Here is an 18,844-nt window from a genome sequence, read left to right on the forward strand (position 1 = left end):
TTGACACGTTTTATGGTTAAATCATTTATTAATCACCGCTTTAATGGATTGCATTATGGGTTGGTAACCAGTGCAACGACATAGATTCCCCTCCAATGCATCCATAATTTGCTCATCGGTAGGCTGAGGCTGTTTTGCCAATAGCGCACGAGTGCTTATTAATACTCCTGGGGTGCAAAAACCACACTGAACACCGCCAACCTTGATAAAGGATTGTTGTAATTGATGAGACAGAGCATCGTCAGCTAAGCCTTCAATGGTCGTGATTTGTGCACCATCACATTGTGCTGCAAGCACCATGCAGGAACACACCGCTTCTTCATTCATTATCACGCTGCAGGCGCCGCACTCACCTACGGCGCAGCCCTCTTTAGTGCCGGTTAATGCCATCTGACCACGTAATAAATCTAATAAACGGGTATTACCATCGACCTCTAATAACTCAAGTTTGCCATTTATGGTTAATTTGATTGGGGTCTTCATCGCGCCTCTCCTTGAGCCACATCGGTAATAATCTCAGTCAGTAAATTGCGGAACATATTAATAAATACCGGTTGTTTATAGGCCGCTGACCAGCGCCCGCCAATGGCAGATTCGATCATGTCCATTAATACCTTTTCAGCAAGAGTGATACGTTCAAGATTCAAGGGATATCCCAGTAATATCGCTTCAATAGCATGCAGTCGCTGGGGCTTACTGAACAGGGCGCCATCGACCAGTTGGCAATAATCCACCTTGCCATCGACATCGAAGCCCAGTAAACAGCTCAGGCTTAACCGTGTGATATTAAGTGCTTTTCTCCGGCCCAATTGACTGTATTTATAAATCAAATCTTGTCTTACAGGTTTTGGCAAAATGATGCTAGTGAGCAGCTCACCCTGCTTAAGTTCAGTGCTGTAACCGCCGGTGATAAACTCACTTAACGGCATACGTCTATGGGTGTAACGGCCATCAATCGCGGACATCAGCTCTACTTCTGCGTCATAGATAATGGCAGGAGGCACAGAATCCGCGCAGGGAGCGGCATTGACAATATTGCCGCCAAAGGTGGCACGGTTACGGATTTGATTAGAGCCAATGGTATGGCAAGCATGAGTGAGTAAAGGAAAGTACTTGGCAATCGATGGATGTTCAACAAGGTGATTAAAGGTCACGCCTGAGCCGATTGTGATGTGACTCTCATCTTCCTCGATGTTGCATAAACCACTGAGCCCGGCAATATTGACTAAACTTTGCTCGGTGGTACGTATTCGCCCTTGCACTAGCACATCGGTGCCGCCTGCTATGGCTTGATATTGTTTGTCTTGCAGTAAGCTTAAAGCATCTTCTACTGTACTTGGATTAATGACAGATAAACCGTTTAGCCTCAGGGTGTGCTTTTTATTTTCACTGTGGAGCTGAAGTTCACTTTGACGCACTGGTTTTTTGAGATTATAGCCAAGTACCACCTGCTCGAGAGTCAGAGGCAATTGCCGAATTCGTCTGCCTAGGGCGAAACTTAACGCATTGTTGATGGCTGCGGCAGCAAGTTCGGTAGCAGGCTCGCCAATACTTTTGGCACCAAAGGGACCACCTGGATCTGGGTTTTCTACCGCAATAATCTTAATTGGGGGAATGTCTTTTATGGTTGGAAGTAAATAGCTATCCAAGTTTTCTGATTTCACTTCAGCATGCTCGATATTAAAGTCTTCAAGCACGCCATAGCCAAATCCTTGAGCAATACCACCTGTCACTTGGCCTTCAAAGCCAACTTTAGAGATAACCTGACCGACATCATGGGCAGCCGTGACCCCGAGCATCTCTATTTTACCAGTGCCAGTATCGACACTGAGTTCGACGATCTGACAGGCATATACCCAAGTGAAATAGGGACTGCCACAGCCTTTTTCTTCATCCCAGCTGATATTGGGTTGCTCGAAGAAGCCATAGGCAGCAAGATTTACACCGCCCCATTTAGCCTTATTGACCGCCTCATTAAATGAAATACTGAGTTCAGGCTTATGTTTGTTACAGATTAAGCCATCTTGCCAATGAGTATCATCCAGTTGTTCTGTGCCCAATAAGGGGGCCACCACCTCAAAAATACGCTGTTTGAGGATATCGGCACCATGCTTGACTGCGTTCCCCCCAGTGATGGTTGCGCGGGACGCAACCGTTGGCCCGCCATCTGAGATCATCGCAGTAGAAGGCTCGGTAAATTTCACCCGGTTAAGAGGAATACCTAATGCTTCGGCCGCGATAAGCGACATGACGGTTTGTAGACCCTGACCATTTTCAGTCACGCCGGTGGCGATATTAACACTGCCATCACTGTTGATTGAGACTAGCGCCGATGATGTATCCACCCCTTCGGCGCCCATAGAGCAGCCTCGATAGCTGAGCGCCATACCAATGCCATATTTGATGGGATTGTCATTGAGGTTTAGCTGATTAAAGTGTGCCACTTTGGCAGTGTACTCGGCGCCAGCCAGCGCCTTGTCGAGCACCTCAAGCGTCGACACCTTGTGGTTGCTAAAGCGTTGACCAGTGATACTGACACCATCTTGTTTAAGGGCATTAATTTTACGTACTTCAACGGGAGATATACTGCATTGCTCGGCAATCTCATCCATTAACGACTCATTGGCAAATACGATTTGTGGTGAGCCAAAGCCGCGCATCGCTCCGGTAAAGGTATTATTGGTATAGACACCTTTAACATCCACTCGTACATGGTCAATCTCATAAGGGCCTGCGGCCTGCACAGCAGAGCGCCAGGTGACAAAGGGCGTACAAGCTGCATAAGCACCGCTATCGGCAAGAATATTCACCCTCATGGCATTAATTTTACCTGAGCGGTTAAAGCCGACTTTATAGGTCATGTGATAGGGATGACGTTTAGCGCTTTCCACCATGGAATGTTCGCGAGTGTAAGTAAATTTAACTGGCAACTTGGTTAAACTTGCCATCAGCGCAGCACGGCAACAAAGATGATCTATGGTGTCATCTTTACCGCCAAATGAGCCGCCCATGACGGAGCGTCTAATTTCAATACTCGACTGAGGCAAGCCTAAATATGAAGCAACAAAGCCTCTTACACGATGGGGGTTTTGAATGGAACCTGTAAGTATGATATCAGCAGTACTTGGGTCGATATAGGCAGTAATTGATTCAGGTTCGATATAGGCATGTTCCTGAAATCCCACCTGATATATGCGTTCAATAATCAATTCAGAATTTTGGAATCCTTGCTCCACATCGCCTTTTTCTGTGTGATGGCAAGCGACGATGTTGGACTCTTTATCTGGATGAATTAAGCGAGCGTCTGGTTTTAAGGCCTCGAAAACGTCGCTAATAGGGTCAAGGGCTTGATATTCAATTTCAATTTTGTCAGCTGCTAGACAGGCCGCTTCATAGGTTTGAGCAGCCACGACGGCAAGAACATCACCACTAAAGCACACTTCATCGTTAATGATGGGGTAATAGTCACGGATCATCACTCCGACTTTAGGATCTCCCGGTACGTCAGCAAAGGTGATAATACGTACGACACCTTCTACTTCCATAGCCTTACTTGTGTTAATGCTGAGTACTTTTGCTGCGGGCATATCGGCATATCGGCATATGCCATAAAGCATTCCTGGCATAGTTACATCATTGCCATAGATAGCCATACCCGTCACTTTAGTGTGACCGTCTACTCTAGAAATATCCTTACCTAATAAATTAAAGCCTTCCATCTCAACACCTCAAATATTGTAACGATCTATATCTATGGCACCATTCATAGATATATACCGTTACTTATTTATATAATCAGTGAAAGGCAACATGCAGGCCAATATAATTTTAAATAGATAAATTAATAGGTAAATTATCTATTTCGTGAACCGTACCTTTGTTTGAAATTTTGAGAATGTTGTTCTAAGCAAAATGTGTTTAATCTATTTACATTACTTACAGTATGTATCATTAAATTTAATTAATGATGCTGGATGATATTGTTGACTTATCATTTTGATAGCCTCTATGCGTATCAATTTGATAATACACAATGACTTAGTTTGTCCGCTTCAAAAACTATGACGTACATTCCCACTCACTTGTCGTATCTTTTATAATCAACACCTTGCTGTATCACTGCTGCGTCTACATTAATATTCAATCCTGAACAATGATCAAAAGATCATTTCCAACATGCTGAAAGTGATCGTATTGCTAGAATAGAACGATGAGTTAATACTTAGACCAATATGGTTTGCCGTTGCGGTAAGTCTATTATGAGAACATGTTTTGGAAATAAAGCAAAAACCAGAAAAATAGAGCAGATGGATCCTAACGGATCCCCACTCATTTAAAAACGAGCCAAGCAGCGAACTAATCTAAGTCAACAACATTAATCGCCTTTATTACTTAGTTAACCAAAGCTCCGGCAATGGCAAAACTGAGTACCAAATAGAAAATATTTGGCTTTAACAGTTTAAATAAAGCAAAACCTACCACCACAAGCGCCATATCCAGATTGTCTCTTACCGCGCTGGTGAAGATAGGATTATAGAGAGCCGCCAACAAAAAGCCCACTACGCAGGCGTTTACTCCGGCAATTGCACCTGTTATATGGGGTCTAGCACTCAAGGCGTGCCAACTTTTTAGTGCCACTAGCATCAATAGGAAACCTGGGAGGAAGATGGCAAGCGTAGCCACCAGCGCACCAACTAAGGGTTGCTCAATCCATATCTCAGCGCCAAGATAGGCCGCAAGAGCAAACATAGGGCCTGGCACCGCTTGCGCTAATGCATAGCCCGTTAAAAATTGATCATTGCTAATCGCATCGCCAACACTCGCTTGAAGCAAGGGTAACACCACATGCCCACCACCAAACACTAAACTGCCAACTTGGTAAAACTGACTGAAAAGCGATAACAAACTCGACTCCGGCGCACTGAAACTCTCAGAAACAAGAAAAGTTGAGCCCATAAACAAAAGTACAAAAATACTCAGCCAAAGGTAGTTGAGCTTGATGCGCTGCTTTGCTGGCTCAAGAGGCATAGCAGTCGTCGATAACAACTGCCTACCAACCAAAGCCGCAAAAATCAAGAGCGCAAATTGTATCCATATTCCAGGAAACAATAAGATAAGAATAAAACTAAGCAACATAAGCAAAATAGCAGGCTTTCGCTTACAAAATTGATTGAACATGATCCACACCGCATCAGCAACCACAACCACGGCCAGCAATTTAAGCCCGTGAATAACCCCTTGTGTTACTGGGTAGTCCAGCAATTGAGTGCTGGTTACCGCAAACAAAAATAGCAGAGTAAATGAGGGAAGTGTAAAACCAAGAAAGGCAGCCAGTCCTCCGAGTAACCCACCTCGATGATAACCAATAGCAAACCCCACCTGACTCGAACCTGGGCCAGGCATAAACTGGCTCAAAGCAACAAAACTGGCGTAACGTTTGTCATCTAACCATGCAAGCTCTTGCACGAAAGTTTGTCTGAAATACCCAATATGTGCAGCAGGACCGCCGAAAGAGATTAAACCTAATGAGAAAAAACGAATAAAAATCTGTAGCATAAATCCAGCAGAGCATTGAATAAAATTTGGCAAATTTTAGCATCAAAAGATGACACTCAGATGAATTTTTCATCTGAGTGTACTAGTACAGAGGCAAGCTATCGATATCTGCGACCACTTTTCGCCCCCCTAACATCTGCTCAAGCCAAAGCGTAACCTCTTTGGCAGTCGAACGAAATGTGGTTAGCTTTCCACCATAAAGAGTAAGCAGCCTAGGATGAGATTCACGAGTTTGTAACCAGAGTTCTCGAGAGCGCTCGAATGATGTTCCCACTTGTTTCGGTAACACCCTGACACCACAGAAAGTATCAATGATCTTTGACTCTAATATTTCAATCCCACCAGAGTCAGCAAAGTAATGCTGATAGATCCCAAGCAGATAATAGATCTCTTCTCTCTTAGGTTTTGGTTTTCCCTCTAAGCTGGCTAAGGGAGTTTCTGTCGTCCCTAATAATGTTTTCCCTCGCCAAGGCATAACAAACACCACTCTTTGATCAAAACAAGACTCCAGATATAAGATCCCCTCAGGGGGAGCAATATCGAGCAATAGATGGGTTCCCTGCACAAGCTCGACCTCCTCTCTGGCCATTGGAGGTGTTACGCAGTCGATAAGCTCATTGACCCAAGGTCCAGTCGCATTAATGACGCACAGTGCTGCCACCTTAAGATGTTCACCTTGGTGCTGATAGCTAACTTCACAGTGAGCAGGTTTATGTAAAATGGCATCACATCGAGTTTGCTGTAATACCTTTGTACCCAATTCTATTGCACTTTTTATGACGGCTTTAGTCAAAGCCTTATCATCTGTTTGAGCGTCCCAATATTGAAAAATTGCGACTAAACCTTTTAGTTTTAAACCTTGAATTTCAGGCCATTTAGTCGCTGAAATACTCTTGTATCTGCCTAAGGGATCTAATTCACTCAATAAAGCATAGGCACTCAGTCCAGCACGGATCGCCCATTGACTGCGTTGGCTACTCTCATAAATGGGGATATAGAAGGGAATCGGTTTAACTAAGCTCGGTGCTAATTTAAGCAAAGCTCGGCGTTCAGATAGAGACTTACGAACCAAGGACACTTGACCGGATTCAAGGTATCTTAATCCTCCATGAATTAGTTTACTCGAATTAGCAGAAGTCTGTTCACCTACCTCCCCCTTTTCCAAGAGCAATACATTATAGCCAGCCGCAGATGCACTTTGAGCAATACCAGCCCCATTGATACCGCCACCAATAATAACGAGATCAAATGTGTCCATTCAAATACCTGATGCAAGCTGTCGTACTTCCAAAGATAGCACAATCAGTTGAATCTGTTGATAAAACTAAAACCTACTTTATTTAGCACAAGTCTTACTTCTGCTCAACCTGAGCCAAACTCACATAAGCCTGATCACACAAACGCTTCAATTCGGCAAAAACGTCAGGCTTGATGCTGAGTTTACAGCGCATTTGTTCAGGAATTGTCGCTGCGCGTTGTTTGAGCTCCCGGCCTTCCTTTGAAGTGTGCAGTACCCTCGCTCTTTCATCAGTTTCACTGCGCCCCCTGCTTATCAAGCCCTTAGTTTCCAAGCGTTTCAGTAATGGGGTTAAGGTCCCAGAATCAAGATGAAGTTTATCGCCTAAAGTTTTGACACTGAGCCCTTCATTTTCCCACAAAACTAACATGGCCAAATACTGAGGATAGGTCAGATTAAGTTCATTAAGCAGAGGGCGATACGCTCTCACCATTGCGTTAGTGGCGCTGTATAGGGAAAAACAAACTTGATTGTCCAGTGCTAACGGGTTGCTCTCTTGATCTCTTGACATAATCTTAGCGTGATATTCTATTTAGTTGTGCACAATATACTTATTGTGCACAACTAAATCCTCACTTTCAAATAAGAATTTGTGTTTACTCTTAGAATAATTAAGGAGCCGATTAGAATCCCCTTCCTTTTGCCAAAATAATTAACGGGCAATTAGCTTACAGATTGATTTTATTCTGCCATTGCCTTAAATTAATAGCGCAACAAACCAGTAAAGATAAGATAACACCAACAAATCACCAATTAGGCACGTTTTACTTCAAAAGGAGCCAGCAATGAGAGTGATATTAACTATTATATCGATATTTGCAGTAGGTGGCGCAGCTGCACAGTGTGACCAGAGTATCCATATGTTTGATATTCCCTATGCAAAAAACAGCTCCTATTTCCCCAGTTCCTATTCCACCCAATTGGACGCTATTGGTAGAGAGCATAAGGAGCAGTCCGGGTATCTGTTATTAGAATTTCAGGTACAAAAAGAGCAAGTCAGTGATGAGTTGAGAACCTACAATCTGTGGCTAGCTCAACGCAGAATAGATAGGGTAAAAACCTACCTCTCCGATTCAAACTTTGTCGCTCCGGTTGTGACACGGATCTTAACTGCTGGCTTAACAAAACGACGAGATATGAGCGTGAGTTGGTGTCCTCTTTCTGCATCCCCAGAGACAACATCAGTGAGACTTGCCGAAAGCCAAGAGCTCTCTCTAGACGGAAAAACTAAGCTGTAGAAGAAAGCAAAGTTTATTTTAGCAAACTAGCTCCTGCCTGAATTTATATACCCAAACAACTTGGATATAGTATGTCTCAGTTCCCAATTCCCGATGATTCGAGATTCCGGTTGCAATTATTGAACGTTTATTTAGCTAACCTGATAAATAAACGTAAAGTAATTCAAGATAAGTATCTCAATATTCTCTCAAAGAGAGCATCCCGGTGGAGGGAACATGGCTAGAATGATTCTGTTAATCATCGTTTTTTGCTTAGGTATATTTTCAACATCTTCGACGTTAGCCTCAGTTTCATCAGTATCTCCTCCGGACAGCACACAAAACTGGCATTATATGAATGAAAAGGGTGAGCTTAAGATAAAGCTCTATTTTTTCTGGTCCAAAACCTGTCCACACTGTGCTGAGGCTCATCCATTTATCGATGCATTACCAAAGCATTACCCTTGGATAGAGCTCTCTTCACATATGATCTCAACGCCGGGCTCTATGGACAGATGGCAGGAGATAGCTTTACAAACTGGCACCAAAGCTAGCTCCGTTCCCTATATGGCCATGTGTGATAAAGCGGTCATTGGCTACAGTAGCGAGGCGGTAACGGGCCAGTATTTAGTCGACAGTTTAAAACAGTGTTATCAAGCTCTGGGTGGTACATTGGATCCCAATGATAACTTTGCACCTAGCAGTTTAAATAACGAGCAATCACTCTTTGGCACCTGTGGAGATGATACAGATCAAGATAGTAATGCTGGAACTTGCGCTCTTAATACTGAATCTCAACAGCCTCATATCAGCTCTGTTCAACCGGTAGAGTTACCATTCATCGGTGTGGTTGCCCCAGAGCAACTCTCACTTCCTTTGCTCACAGTGGTGCTAGCAGGAGTCGATGCGTTTAATCCCTGCGCCTTCTTTGTGCTGCTATTTTTACTCTCCATTATGGTGAATGCGAAAAGCCGCGCGCGTATGCTGATTGTGGGTGGGATATTTGTGTTCTTCTCGGGTTTTATCTATTTCCTGTTTATGATCGCCTGGCTCAATATTTTCGAGTTATTGGGAGCTAGTAGTGATGGAGGCATGATTATTCTAGGGGCTGGTATTTTGGCTTTAGTGGCTGGCATTATAAATTTAAAAGATTACTTTTTCACTAAGGGAGAGGTCACACTCTCCATGTCGGCTGAAAACCGAACCGGACTGATAAAGCGTATGGGGAAGCTCACGAATGCCAGTAGTATGGCGACTATGATTGCGGGAACAGTTATCTTGTCTATCTTAGCCAACGCTTATGAACTGCTATGTACAGCAGGTTTTCCGATGATTTATACCAGTGTGTTAGCCATGCATGAACTCCCTGATTTTGAACGCTATATGTACCTTGTTTTTTATAATATTGTCTATGTGATCCCCCTAGCGATTATCGTTATCGCTTTTAGCGCAACACTAGGTAAACGCAAGCTAACAGAGAAAGAGGGACAAACCTTAAAGCTGATGTCCGGTATTATGATGGTGGGTTTGGGGGGTACATTAGCCGTTGATCCTACCGCTTTGCAAAATGTGACTCTCGCTATAGGTCTGATCTTAAGCTCAATAGTCCTTACCTTCATTATCACTCTCACTAGAAAGATCTTAAATCAATAGGTCACATTTCATGCAACACTTCGATACCATAAACTACGTTAATGGACTAAAGTTTATGGTATCTGAGTCGATAGAATCTTAATGATAGATAGTTGAATTAATCTAGTGTGAGGTCGAAATGTCAATCACAATCGGTAGCGCAAATTTAGAGCCCAACTTAAGTAACGGTAATATTGGCGTTAAAGTCGCTCAACTCGCCAAAGAACAACAAGAAGCTGAAGGAGAGATCGCACTGCAATTGATTCAAGCTACAGCGCCCACTGCTCCAGTCGGCAATTCGGGGCATAACGTCAATATCAAAGTTTAGCTGTTACTCAATTTCTCTTGATACCAATAGCAATCAGCCAGTCTTATGACTGGCTGATTAGTTTGTACTTAATAGAGCTAATTAAGCTGCTACTTGGGCTTGCTCCGGCGCACTATGTCTGATGAGGTAATCAAACGCTCCTAACGAAGCCGTTGCCCCACTGCCCATCGCAATTATAATCTGCTTGTACGCTGAGTTAGTCACATCCCCAGCAGCAAATATGCCCGCTAACGATGTTTCACCTTTACCATCAACGATGATTTCGCCTCTTGGAGTCAAATCAATCGTCCCTTTTAGCCACTCAGAATTAGGGATCAAACCTATCTGAACAAAAATACCTTCAAGCTTCACATGGTGTGACTCTCCAGTCGTTCTGTCAGTGTAATTTAGTCCATTAACTCGCTTTCCATCACCAACAACTTCTGTAGTCATGGCTTGGGTAATGATCTTAATATTGCCCATAGAAGCCGCTTTACGTTGCAAGACTTCATCTGCTCTTAATTGGCTATCAAATTCGAGTACGGTAACGTGTTCAACAATATTCGCCAAATCGATAGCCGCTTCGATACCTGAATTACCACCACCAATAACGGCAACACGTTTGCCCTTAAATAAAGGGCCATCACAATGTGGACAATAAGCCACACCTTTACCACGATACTCTTGCTCACCGGGTACCTTCATTTCACGCCATCTAGCACCCGTCGCTAACAATACTGTCTTACTTTTTAATACAGCCCCATTTTCCAATTCAAGTTCAAACAATTCACCAGATTTAAGGCTCAAAGCTCTTTGATTATCCATGATATCAACATCATATTCATGAACATGAGCTTCAAGGTTGGCCACTAACTTAGGACCTTCAGTGGCCTTAACTGAGATAAAGTTCTCAATACCTACAGTCTCGGCTACTTGACCACCAAATTTATCGGCAACAATACCGGTACGTAATCCTTTACGAGCAGCATAAATTGCCGCTGCAGCACCTGCTGGACCACCACCGACAACAAGCACATCAAATGGCTCTTTTTCAGCCAAAACTTCTGCTTGACGTGCCGTCGCTCCGGTGTCTATTTTATTGAGGATCTCGGTCAAACTAATACGGCCTTGAGCAAACACTTCACCATTAAGGTAAACCGAAGGAACTGCTAAGATGTCGCGCTCGAATACCTCGGTTTGAAACAGTGATCCATCGATCATTACATTGGTAATATTTGGATTGATAGCCGCCATCATGTTCAATGCCTGAACGACATCCGGGCAGTTTTGACAGCTAAGAGAAACGTAAGTCTCAAAATGGTATTCACCAGGTAATGCCTTGATCTGTGCAATGACCGCATCCTCTAACTTAAGTGGATGACCGCCAGTATGAAGCAGTGCTAAAACAAGTGATGTAAACTCATGCCCCATCGGCAAACCAGCAAAGGTGATGTCGGTTTGAGTTTCTGTATTAGTCACCTTCATCGAAGGCATACGCTTACCTTCAGTTTCGATAATGCTAACCAATGGTGACAAGCTTTCAATATCTTGCGCTAAAGCTCTAAGCTCTTGCGCTTTAGGACTAGTATCTGCAGACACGACAAGTTCAACTGGGCGCTTGAGGTTTTGCAGGTAGGTTTTCAGTTGAGTCATAAGATTCGTATCTAACATGATAACTCCTAAAAAATCGACACTACTATCTTTGAGTATCAATCGGAAAATTTGGGAAAAAATAAGCTCAGACTGACAGGGGGAGCTGAGCTTATTTGGGCATAGATAAAAGAGCACTGAAGTGTAAAGCTAATCTTTCACCTCAGTGGCTGGTAGTTTGGAGATGAAGCCGCTACCAGCAATAGGTTAAATTAGATTTTACCCACTAGGTCTAATGATGGTGCTAGTGTTTCTGCACCTGGCTGCCATGCTGCTGGACAAACTTCACCGTCGTGAGTTGCAACATACTGAGCAGCTTGAATCTTACGCACTAGCTCTGCAGCGCTACGACCGATACCCAAATCATGAACTTCACAGACCTTGATTTGGCCTTCTGGATTGATAACGAATGTGCCGCGAAGTGCTAAACCATCTGCTTCAATCATGACACCGAAGTTACGAGTGATAGCGCCTGTTGGGTCACCGATCATTGGGTACTGAATCTTGTTGATAGTATCCGAAGTATCGTGCCATGCTTTGTGAGTAAAGTGAGTATCGGTCGATACTGAGTAAACTTCAACGCCCATACCTTGTAGCTTCTCGTAATGGTCAGCCATGTCCCCTAATTCTGTTGGACATACAAACGTGAAATCAGCAGGGTAGAAGAAAACAACAGACCACTGGCCTAGTAGGTCTTGCTCAGAAACTGGTACAAACTCACCCTTGTGGAATGCAGTTGCAGAGAAAGGCTTGATTTCAGTATTGATGATAGATTGATTCATTTAAAGCTCCAAAAAGATTATTAATTCATTCGCCTGACTAAGGTGTAACGGTCAGTTTGTTTTCGATGTGAAGATAATAACCAGGAACTAAAATTAAGTATAACGGATAAAAACTGTTGTTCTAATCGATTTATCCGAACAACAGTTTCAAATAGAGATATTACAAGGTATAAGCAGGCTATACCCAGTAATCGAACCGAGTCAAAGAGCGGCTCAAGGTAAAATCTAATTGTAGTGATAACCCATGAGCCTTAGCTCTCATTCCGCTACCTGAGATATCTCTTTTAGATTTACTAGCAAATACAACCCAATTGCCACCGCCAGTCAAACATGCTCTAACTTCACAGAAGTAAGTTTGCAGCAATTGCAGTAACTCCCGGTTTTGGCTATGTTCTTTCCAGCAGTTTAGGACAAGAAAGCCATCGGTTTTAATCATTGCAGCGGCGTTTTTTATAAAGCCTTCTGACAACTGACTTTCATCAACCCCATCCGCACCGTATATGTCGGCAAAAATAACATCAGCTTTCTTGTGATCTGCTTGCGTCAAAAATTCAGCAGCATCTTGATGAATTAACGTCAGTTTTTTTCCAATAGGTAGTTGAAAAAAACGTTTTGCAATATCGATGACTTGAGACCTTAGCTCAACTGCGGTGACTTTAATGCCGGTATCGTAGTGACGCAGTGCATGTATAAGTCCACCGCCACCTAAGCCAAGAATGATCACCCGCTTAGGTTTGATAAACAGAAGTACCAGTAACATCGCTTGCACATAAGTATGTTGCGGCAGATGAGGCTCAGCCTTAAGTAACTTGCTCTGTTCATCATTATCACCAAAAGAGAGCACGCGCATATGTTTGTCATCTAGCACCAACAAAGGGCCATACTCATCTTCGCTCTGATATAGTATTTCAAGTTCTGTCATAGTGCAGCCATAGTTCTGTCACAGTTCTGTTATCGTTTTCTTGCCCCAAATTAGGCCGCGTAGTATGCGCCAAAAAACGATGAGAACCCACCCAAACATTTTGATTTTATGTCTATCAATCTAGATTATTACCGTTAGCGATTAAGATACGAGCGTTAAGAAGAAAACAGTCAACGATGAAGAAATAAGCCATTAACACCAATATAAGCGCAATCACATTCAGTACATAACATTCACCACAACTACTTTAGCAATCACCACCAATATTCAACCAAGATATGTGATGTAGGTCTCCAACAATAAAAATCTAATCATTACAATCTGCTCGCTTTCCCATCAACTAAGAAAATCATGAAAAAGACATTAATCTCTATCACACTTGCAGCTCTATTAACCACTCAACTCTCAGGATGTATGGGACAAATGGGATTAAGCGCGATGGTCACCAAAGGCAACTTAAGTGCTGTAGATAATCGTTATGGCCGTGCTGGCTTATTTATCCTGCTTAGCCCAGTTTATGGTTTAACCGCTACTGCCGATCTTTTCATATTCAATAGCGTTGAATTCTGGACTGGTACAAACCCAATCACCCAACGCTCCCCTGCCGTTGTTGATATGCCTGTTGAAGCGATCTTTAAGGTTAACTCTCACCTCAATAAAGAACTAACTAAAGCGCCACTACCTGAAATTAAACTGACCAACGCGACAATGGAAGCGACAGGAGATGACACCTTAGTCATGACGCTGAATTTCGATGATGGCAGCCAACAGCTAATGTCAGGAAAGAAGAGTGGAGAACAGGTTGATTTTTACCTTGATAATGAATTCATCGCTCGAGTGAGTGTGCAAGACCTTGCTAACTACAGCAATCAAGGCTAAGCATTAGTCGCAGTAAGAGTCATCGTCCAAATAATGACTCTTACACTTTAAACGGCTTCATCTAACATTAACCTAATAGCCGATGAAAAAAGGCCACCGCTTGAAGGTACATCAGAATAGCTAAGGCGGGATCGTATCGACTCTCACTATCGCGCATAAAAGCATGCTGTGCATTAACTTCTAACCAGGTAAACGTTCGACCAGTATTATCTAACTGAGCATATATTCGTTTACGTCCCTCACTGGAAACATGCGGGTCTTGCTTGCCCCACACCATCACTAGCTCACCCTGAATATCCTCAGTTCTGGATAAAGAATCATTGCCTTCACCACTAGGTAGGGTACTCGAGTGAATGTCAGTCGCATATAAACAAAAAGCGGCCGAGATATCAGGATTTATTGCAGCGCGGTAAGCTAAATGTCCGCCGATACAGACTCCCATACTGCCAAGCTGACTAGTACAAAAAGGCTGACTTCTAGCAAATTGAACTAATGCTTCGGTATCTGAATCATGACTTTCTAATGGTTTAGCAAACTTATCTTCATTGCCTTTATCTTTACCTGCATCATCATAAGCAAGCACTGTTCCAATGGGATTAAGCTCGTGAAACACTTCAGGAACAAGTACCACAAAACCATGTCCGGCCATGATAGTAGCCGCTCTTGCAATGGGATCTGTCTGTTGAAAAATCTCAGAATAAAACAAAATAGTAGGAAACTGTCCCTCTTCATTGGGACGATAAAGATAGGTTCGCATCAACCCAGTAGCAGTGGGAATATCGTGAACTTCTTGGGTGACCATCATAATATAAAAACTCTGGCTGATATCGGATACCCAATCTATCAGCCAAGGTTTAACTTGTCAGTTATTATACTGTGATAATTCAAATTCTATCATACTAACTCGTCATAATGATGTATCAAGAGTACGTATGATCACGAGTGTAATTCATTGGAGCAAACTTCCCCTGAAAGTAGCTGCTTCACATTGGTTAAACTTGTATGTGCAATTGCGCCCAAAGCTTCGACAGTTAAAAAGGCCTGATGGCCAGTAAAGATCACATTATGACAGGCTGATAAGCGCCTAAATACATCATCTTGAATGATCTCATTAGACTTATCTTCAAAGAACAGAGATTTCTCATTCTCATAGACATCTAAACCCAGTGAACCTATCAGTCCTTGTTTTAATGCTTCCATCGCATCCAATGCATTAAGTAACCCACCTCGACTGGTGTTGATCACCATCACTCCTGGCTTCATCTTATCAAAGCTTTCGCTGCAAAGCAGATGATGATTATCAGGTGTTAGAGGACAGTGTAATGTGATGATATCGCAATGAGGATAAAGTTCATCAAGGGAGACATACTCAACAGCTAGTTTTATAACTTCCGAATTAGGATATGGATCATAAGCTAAGACCTTACAGCCAAAACCTAAGAGTATTCTGATAGTCGCTAAGCCAATTTTTCCCGTACCGATGACACCCACTGTACGATTATGCATGTTAAATCCAACTAAACCCTCAAGTGAGAAATTAGCATCGCGAGTTCTCTGGTAAGCTTTATGCACTTTTCTATTCAAAGTTAGCATTAAGGCTATAGTATGCTCGGCAACAGACTCCGGCGAATAGGCAGGAACATTGACCACCCGCAAACCTAAACGCTTAGCAGCAACAAGATCTACATTATTAAAACCAGCACATCGCATGGCAATAACCTTAGTACCGTTCTTAGCAAGCTCAACTAAGACCTCTTCACATAAAGAGTCATTTACAAATGCACAGATAGCCTCAAATCCATGAGCTAGCTTTACAGATTGCATGCATAAACGATGATCAAAATATTCGATTTCCGCACCGAAAGCCTGATTAGTACGATCAAAATGCTCAATATCATAGTGCTTAGCACTGAAGAATCCAATTCTCATTTTTACCCCCTAAATCCATTCTATTGGCTAAGAGTTTAACCGAAATCAGGCTTAAATTCATCCGTCAGAAATACAGGGCTTCACAGCATACAAAATCCTGATAAGCTTACGGCAACTCAAATAACTTTTGCATCATCATGGCTAAATCTAAACTCACAGAAAAGCAGTTCTGGTTACAAAGACTAAGCAAAACGAGCCTAAGAGCCATACATATTCTCGGGATCACAGGTGCTGGCGGCGGAATACTTTTAGGCGTCCCACAAGATAAGTGGATCTACTATTGGTGTATGGCCATGGCTTCAGGTTCCCTAATGATGATATGGGAGATCGTCAGAGACTGGCGTTGGTTGATTCAGCTGAAGGGAGTACTAACACTCGCAAAACTTGGTTTGTTGCTACTCTTCATTCCCCTTGCTCAGTATAAACCTGAACTCTTGATCATCGTACTGTTACTCTCAGTTATGGTATCTCATGGTCCGGCAGGATTACGTCATTTTTCAATTATTCATGGACGAAGAATCGATGGAAGAAAAGAAGTTAAAGGTTAAAGCATCTAGCTTAGTTACCGAATTCGAAGAATTTAAACAAGAAGCTGGACACAAAAAAGTACTCGACTTGGCCTGTGGTAACGGCAGAAATGGTCTTTGGTTTGCTAAGCGTGGCCATCAAGTGACTTTTATAGACAGATCATTCGCGGAGCTCATTGAACAGCCTGCAACTCAGCAATTTCTGCAATGGGACTTAGAAGACACATCAGCACCAGAGCTTCCCGTTGCAGAGTATGACCTCATTCTCGTCTTTAACTACCTGCATAGGCCTCTTTTCTCACAAATTAGATCAGCCGTAAAACCCGGAGGTCTAATTATCTATGAAACTTTCATCGATAAACAAGCTGAAATCGGCCGCCCAAAGAACCCTAAGTTTCTGCTTAAACAAGGTGAACTTAAGTTTGAATTTGATAATTGGACCTGCTTACATTACTTTGAAGGGGAGGTGTTTAATAATACTCACATGAGTAAAAAAGCTCAATTGATTGCACGCAAACCCAGCTAGAACGTCAAAATAATTATCATTTATCGAGTAAAATAAGGACGCTCATGTTTCCCTACCCAGAACAGTATCGACAAGCTACACCACCTATTCTTACAACCTTTATGGTGTTCTGGTCTCTCCTTAGCCGGTTACTCTTAGGTGACAATAGTTCAATCGCCTTCTACCTGCTGCTAGCCCTATTTCCCTTAATAATATTGCTGCACGGTCAACTAATCTGGCAAGCCAAGGGGATGGAGAGGTTAGATCAAGGTGTGTATGCTTTTATCCATATCGCCTTATCATTCGTCGTTTGGACATTTTCTTTAATGCACGTCAACGGCAATGGATTCTCATAAGTCTCTGATGAGATAGCAACTCATCTAAAATTTAGATTATTTACGCGCAAAAAAAAAGGAGTGCTCAATTGAAGCACCCCTATGTCTAAAGGGAGATGACTATAATCTAACAACTTACTTCCCATGATGAAAAACTTGACTTAAGCCGCAGTGAGAAACTTAGTCAGTTCAACCTCATAAAAGTAAAGTCAACAAAATTAAACGCTAGCAAAACATCTATAATGGACAAAATTTCACTTCAATTTTCAGTAAAAAATAGGGAGACAGGTTAATCAGTGTTCTGATTAAGGTGATCACAATTAATAAACCACTTAGCTACTACAGAAACAAACCCATACTCAAAACTGTCACGCTAATACCTATAGTTTGTAGGCAATAAAGACCTAACTCAGATCTAAGTTGTCAAACCTAACTATATGTACTATCCAGTTATCTCAATTGTGGACCAGACAATGAAATATACGACACTTCTAAATATTGATTATTTCCTTTTATTGTAGAAAACCAGTGATGAAACCCAGGGTAAAGTTAGATTAAAAGTCGACCTAATCATTGAACTTACCGAGTTAACCTGTCTGACTACAAAACTACAACTGGAAGAGTAATGAGTCATAACAAAAAAATGATTAAAAAGTGATTATAAGTAAAATCAAAGGATTATATCGGCATTCTATTTGATGATTTGATATACATTGAAAATAACGGATCCAAATACAAGATGGTGTTAAGTAAACAAAGAACCCATTTAAGAAAAATGGCCTACTTAAAAGTTTAACGATAACGCTTTGGGGCTGGAGGGTGAACTAATGATATAGTTTGATAACTCTACGAAACTTGTAAATAAATTATTATCAATAAGGAAAATAAAGAAGAAGTGCAACCTCAAACTAAGCTTAAATGTAAATAAGCAAATGTTATCAGCCACACCAAATAAAAGAGAAATGAAAATTTCTTTGAAATAAATTCTGACTATTAAACTAGCGGTTCAATAATGAGTATGTTCTCCACTGAACACTACTCATAAAAACTTTATTAGTTTACTTCTAACCAAGATCCTGGGCACGGTCTCATTGGACAGCCAGCTGTTGGTATAATGACCACTTCATCCTCTGCTTTATCATATTCATTCTGACCAATATTTTGCTGTTCAAAGCCAAGTTGGTATTTGTTTTCAACCACCACGTCATCATTTACTACAGCTACAGTCATCCCTGAAACGCATACAGCACTTAGTACTACAGCCTTAAAAAACATATTCATTGTTGAAATCTTCATGTTTAGTCCT

General features: G+C 42.2%; 18 protein-coding genes. 7 read left to right on the top strand and 11 right to left on the bottom strand.

All coding sequences use genetic code 11. From position 1 onward, the window contains the following. Positions 1–21: 21 nt before the first annotated feature. From HWQ47_RS21740 to HWQ47_RS21760, 5 genes are all read right to left on the bottom strand, one after another. Positions 22–483 (bottom strand): (2Fe-2S)-binding protein, encoded by a 462-nt coding sequence (locus HWQ47_RS21740; RefSeq protein ID WP_269968089.1) that lies wholly within the window; start codon positions 481–483, stop codon positions 22–24. Continuing rightward, on the bottom strand, positions 480–3,719 hold the full coding sequence (locus tag HWQ47_RS21745) for a molybdopterin cofactor-binding domain-containing protein (protein ID WP_269968090.1): 3,240 nt from the start codon (positions 3,717–3,719) through the stop codon (positions 480–482). Before HWQ47_RS21745 ends, HWQ47_RS21740 begins: the two co-directional genes overlap by 4 nt. 673 nt (positions 3,720–4,392) lie before the next feature. After that, the gene (gene chrA / locus HWQ47_RS21750; RefSeq protein WP_269968091.1) at positions 4,393–5,556 is read right to left on the bottom strand and encodes a chromate efflux transporter; all 1,164 of its coding nucleotides are present in this window, start codon (positions 5,554–5,556) and stop codon (positions 4,393–4,395) included. Between the two features lie 82 nt (positions 5,557–5,638). After that, positions 5,639–6,814, bottom strand: coding sequence for a glycerol-3-phosphate dehydrogenase/oxidase (locus HWQ47_RS21755; protein ID WP_269968092.1), 1,176 nt, complete (start codon positions 6,812–6,814; stop codon positions 5,639–5,641). A 94-nt stretch (positions 6,815–6,908) separates the two neighbouring features. Further along, the gene (locus HWQ47_RS21760; protein ID WP_269968093.1) at positions 6,909–7,364 is read right to left on the bottom strand and encodes a MarR family winged helix-turn-helix transcriptional regulator; all 456 of its coding nucleotides are present in this window, start codon (positions 7,362–7,364) and stop codon (positions 6,909–6,911) included. 274 nt (positions 7,365–7,638) lie between these two features. Here HWQ47_RS21760 and HWQ47_RS21765 point away from each other — a divergent pair, with 274 nt between their 5' ends. From HWQ47_RS21765 to HWQ47_RS21775, 3 genes are all read left to right on the top strand, one after another. Beyond that, positions 7,639–8,091, top strand: a complete 453-nt coding sequence (locus HWQ47_RS21765; protein WP_269968094.1) for a hypothetical protein — start codon at positions 7,639–7,641, stop codon at positions 8,089–8,091. Positions 8,092–8,307: 216 nt separating this feature from the next. Then, the gene (locus HWQ47_RS21770; protein ID WP_269968095.1) at positions 8,308–9,723 is read left to right on the top strand and encodes a cytochrome C biosynthesis protein; all 1,416 of its coding nucleotides are present in this window, start codon (positions 8,308–8,310) and stop codon (positions 9,721–9,723) included. Positions 9,724–9,841: 118 nt separating this feature from the next. Beyond that, positions 9,842–10,030 carry a cytoplasmic protein gene (locus HWQ47_RS21775; protein ID WP_269968096.1) on the top strand — a complete coding sequence of 63 codons (189 nt, stop codon included), beginning with the start codon at positions 9,842–9,844 and terminating at the stop codon, positions 10,028–10,030. An 81-nt stretch (positions 10,031–10,111) separates the two neighbouring features. Here the strand turns inward: HWQ47_RS21775 and ahpF are convergent, their stop codons facing one another. From ahpF to HWQ47_RS21790, 3 genes are all read right to left on the bottom strand, one after another. Then, positions 10,112–11,680: an alkyl hydroperoxide reductase subunit F gene (gene ahpF / locus HWQ47_RS21780; protein ID WP_269968097.1), complete on the bottom strand. Its 1,569-nt coding sequence runs from the start codon at positions 11,678–11,680 to the stop codon at positions 10,112–10,114. 191 nt (positions 11,681–11,871) lie between these two features. Next, the gene (ahpC, locus tag HWQ47_RS21785; RefSeq protein ID WP_269968098.1) at positions 11,872–12,441 is read right to left on the bottom strand and encodes an alkyl hydroperoxide reductase subunit C; all 570 of its coding nucleotides are present in this window, start codon (positions 12,439–12,441) and stop codon (positions 11,872–11,874) included. 178 nt (positions 12,442–12,619) lie between these two features. After that, positions 12,620–13,363 carry a spermidine synthase gene (locus tag HWQ47_RS21790; RefSeq protein ID WP_269968099.1) on the bottom strand — a complete coding sequence of 248 codons (744 nt, stop codon included), beginning with the start codon at positions 13,361–13,363 and terminating at the stop codon, positions 12,620–12,622. A 351-nt stretch (positions 13,364–13,714) separates the two neighbouring features. Between HWQ47_RS21790 and HWQ47_RS21795 the strand changes: the two genes are divergently transcribed. Further along, positions 13,715–14,242, top strand: a complete 528-nt coding sequence (locus HWQ47_RS21795; protein ID WP_269968100.1) for a DUF3332 domain-containing protein — start codon at positions 13,715–13,717, stop codon at positions 14,240–14,242. A 67-nt stretch (positions 14,243–14,309) separates the two neighbouring features. On the opposite strand, the gene HWQ47_RS21800 is transcribed toward HWQ47_RS21795, so the two are convergent. Together HWQ47_RS21800 and HWQ47_RS21805 are read right to left on the bottom strand one after the other, a co-directional pair. Further along, positions 14,310–15,047: a dienelactone hydrolase family protein gene (locus HWQ47_RS21800; protein ID WP_269968101.1), complete on the bottom strand. Its 738-nt coding sequence runs from the start codon at positions 15,045–15,047 to the stop codon at positions 14,310–14,312. Positions 15,048–15,178: 131 nt separating this feature from the next. Beyond that, the gene (locus tag HWQ47_RS21805) at positions 15,179–16,171 is read right to left on the bottom strand and encodes a 2-hydroxyacid dehydrogenase (protein WP_269968102.1); all 993 of its coding nucleotides are present in this window, start codon (positions 16,169–16,171) and stop codon (positions 15,179–15,181) included. Positions 16,172–16,308: 137 nt separating this feature from the next. Here HWQ47_RS21805 and HWQ47_RS21810 point away from each other — a divergent pair, with 137 nt between their 5' ends. The 3 genes from HWQ47_RS21810 to HWQ47_RS21820 are packed head-to-tail and all read left to right on the top strand — an operon-like array spanning position 16,309 to position 17,559. Further along, positions 16,309–16,719 carry a hypothetical protein gene (locus tag HWQ47_RS21810; RefSeq protein ID WP_269968103.1) on the top strand — a complete coding sequence of 137 codons (411 nt, stop codon included), beginning with the start codon at positions 16,309–16,311 and terminating at the stop codon, positions 16,717–16,719. Next, positions 16,694–17,224, top strand: coding sequence for a class I SAM-dependent methyltransferase (locus HWQ47_RS21815; protein WP_269968104.1), 531 nt, complete (start codon positions 16,694–16,696; stop codon positions 17,222–17,224). The genes HWQ47_RS21810 and HWQ47_RS21815 overlap by 26 nt, the downstream gene beginning before the upstream one ends. A 44-nt stretch (positions 17,225–17,268) precedes the next feature. Beyond that, a complete protein-coding gene (locus HWQ47_RS21820; RefSeq protein WP_269968105.1) occupies positions 17,269–17,559 on the top strand; it encodes a hypothetical protein in 291 nt (96 codons plus the stop codon). A 1,032-nt stretch (positions 17,560–18,591) separates the two neighbouring features. Here the strand turns inward: HWQ47_RS21820 and HWQ47_RS21825 are convergent. Continuing rightward, positions 18,592–18,834 carry a hypothetical protein gene (locus tag HWQ47_RS21825; protein ID WP_269968106.1) on the bottom strand — a complete coding sequence of 81 codons (243 nt, stop codon included), beginning with the start codon at positions 18,832–18,834 and terminating at the stop codon, positions 18,592–18,594. Between the last annotated feature and the right edge of the window lie 10 nt (positions 18,835–18,844).

It is taken from the genome of Shewanella sp. MTB7, from assembly GCF_027571385.1.
In the GTDB taxonomy this organism is placed as follows: domain Bacteria; phylum Pseudomonadota; class Gammaproteobacteria; order Enterobacterales; family Shewanellaceae; genus Shewanella.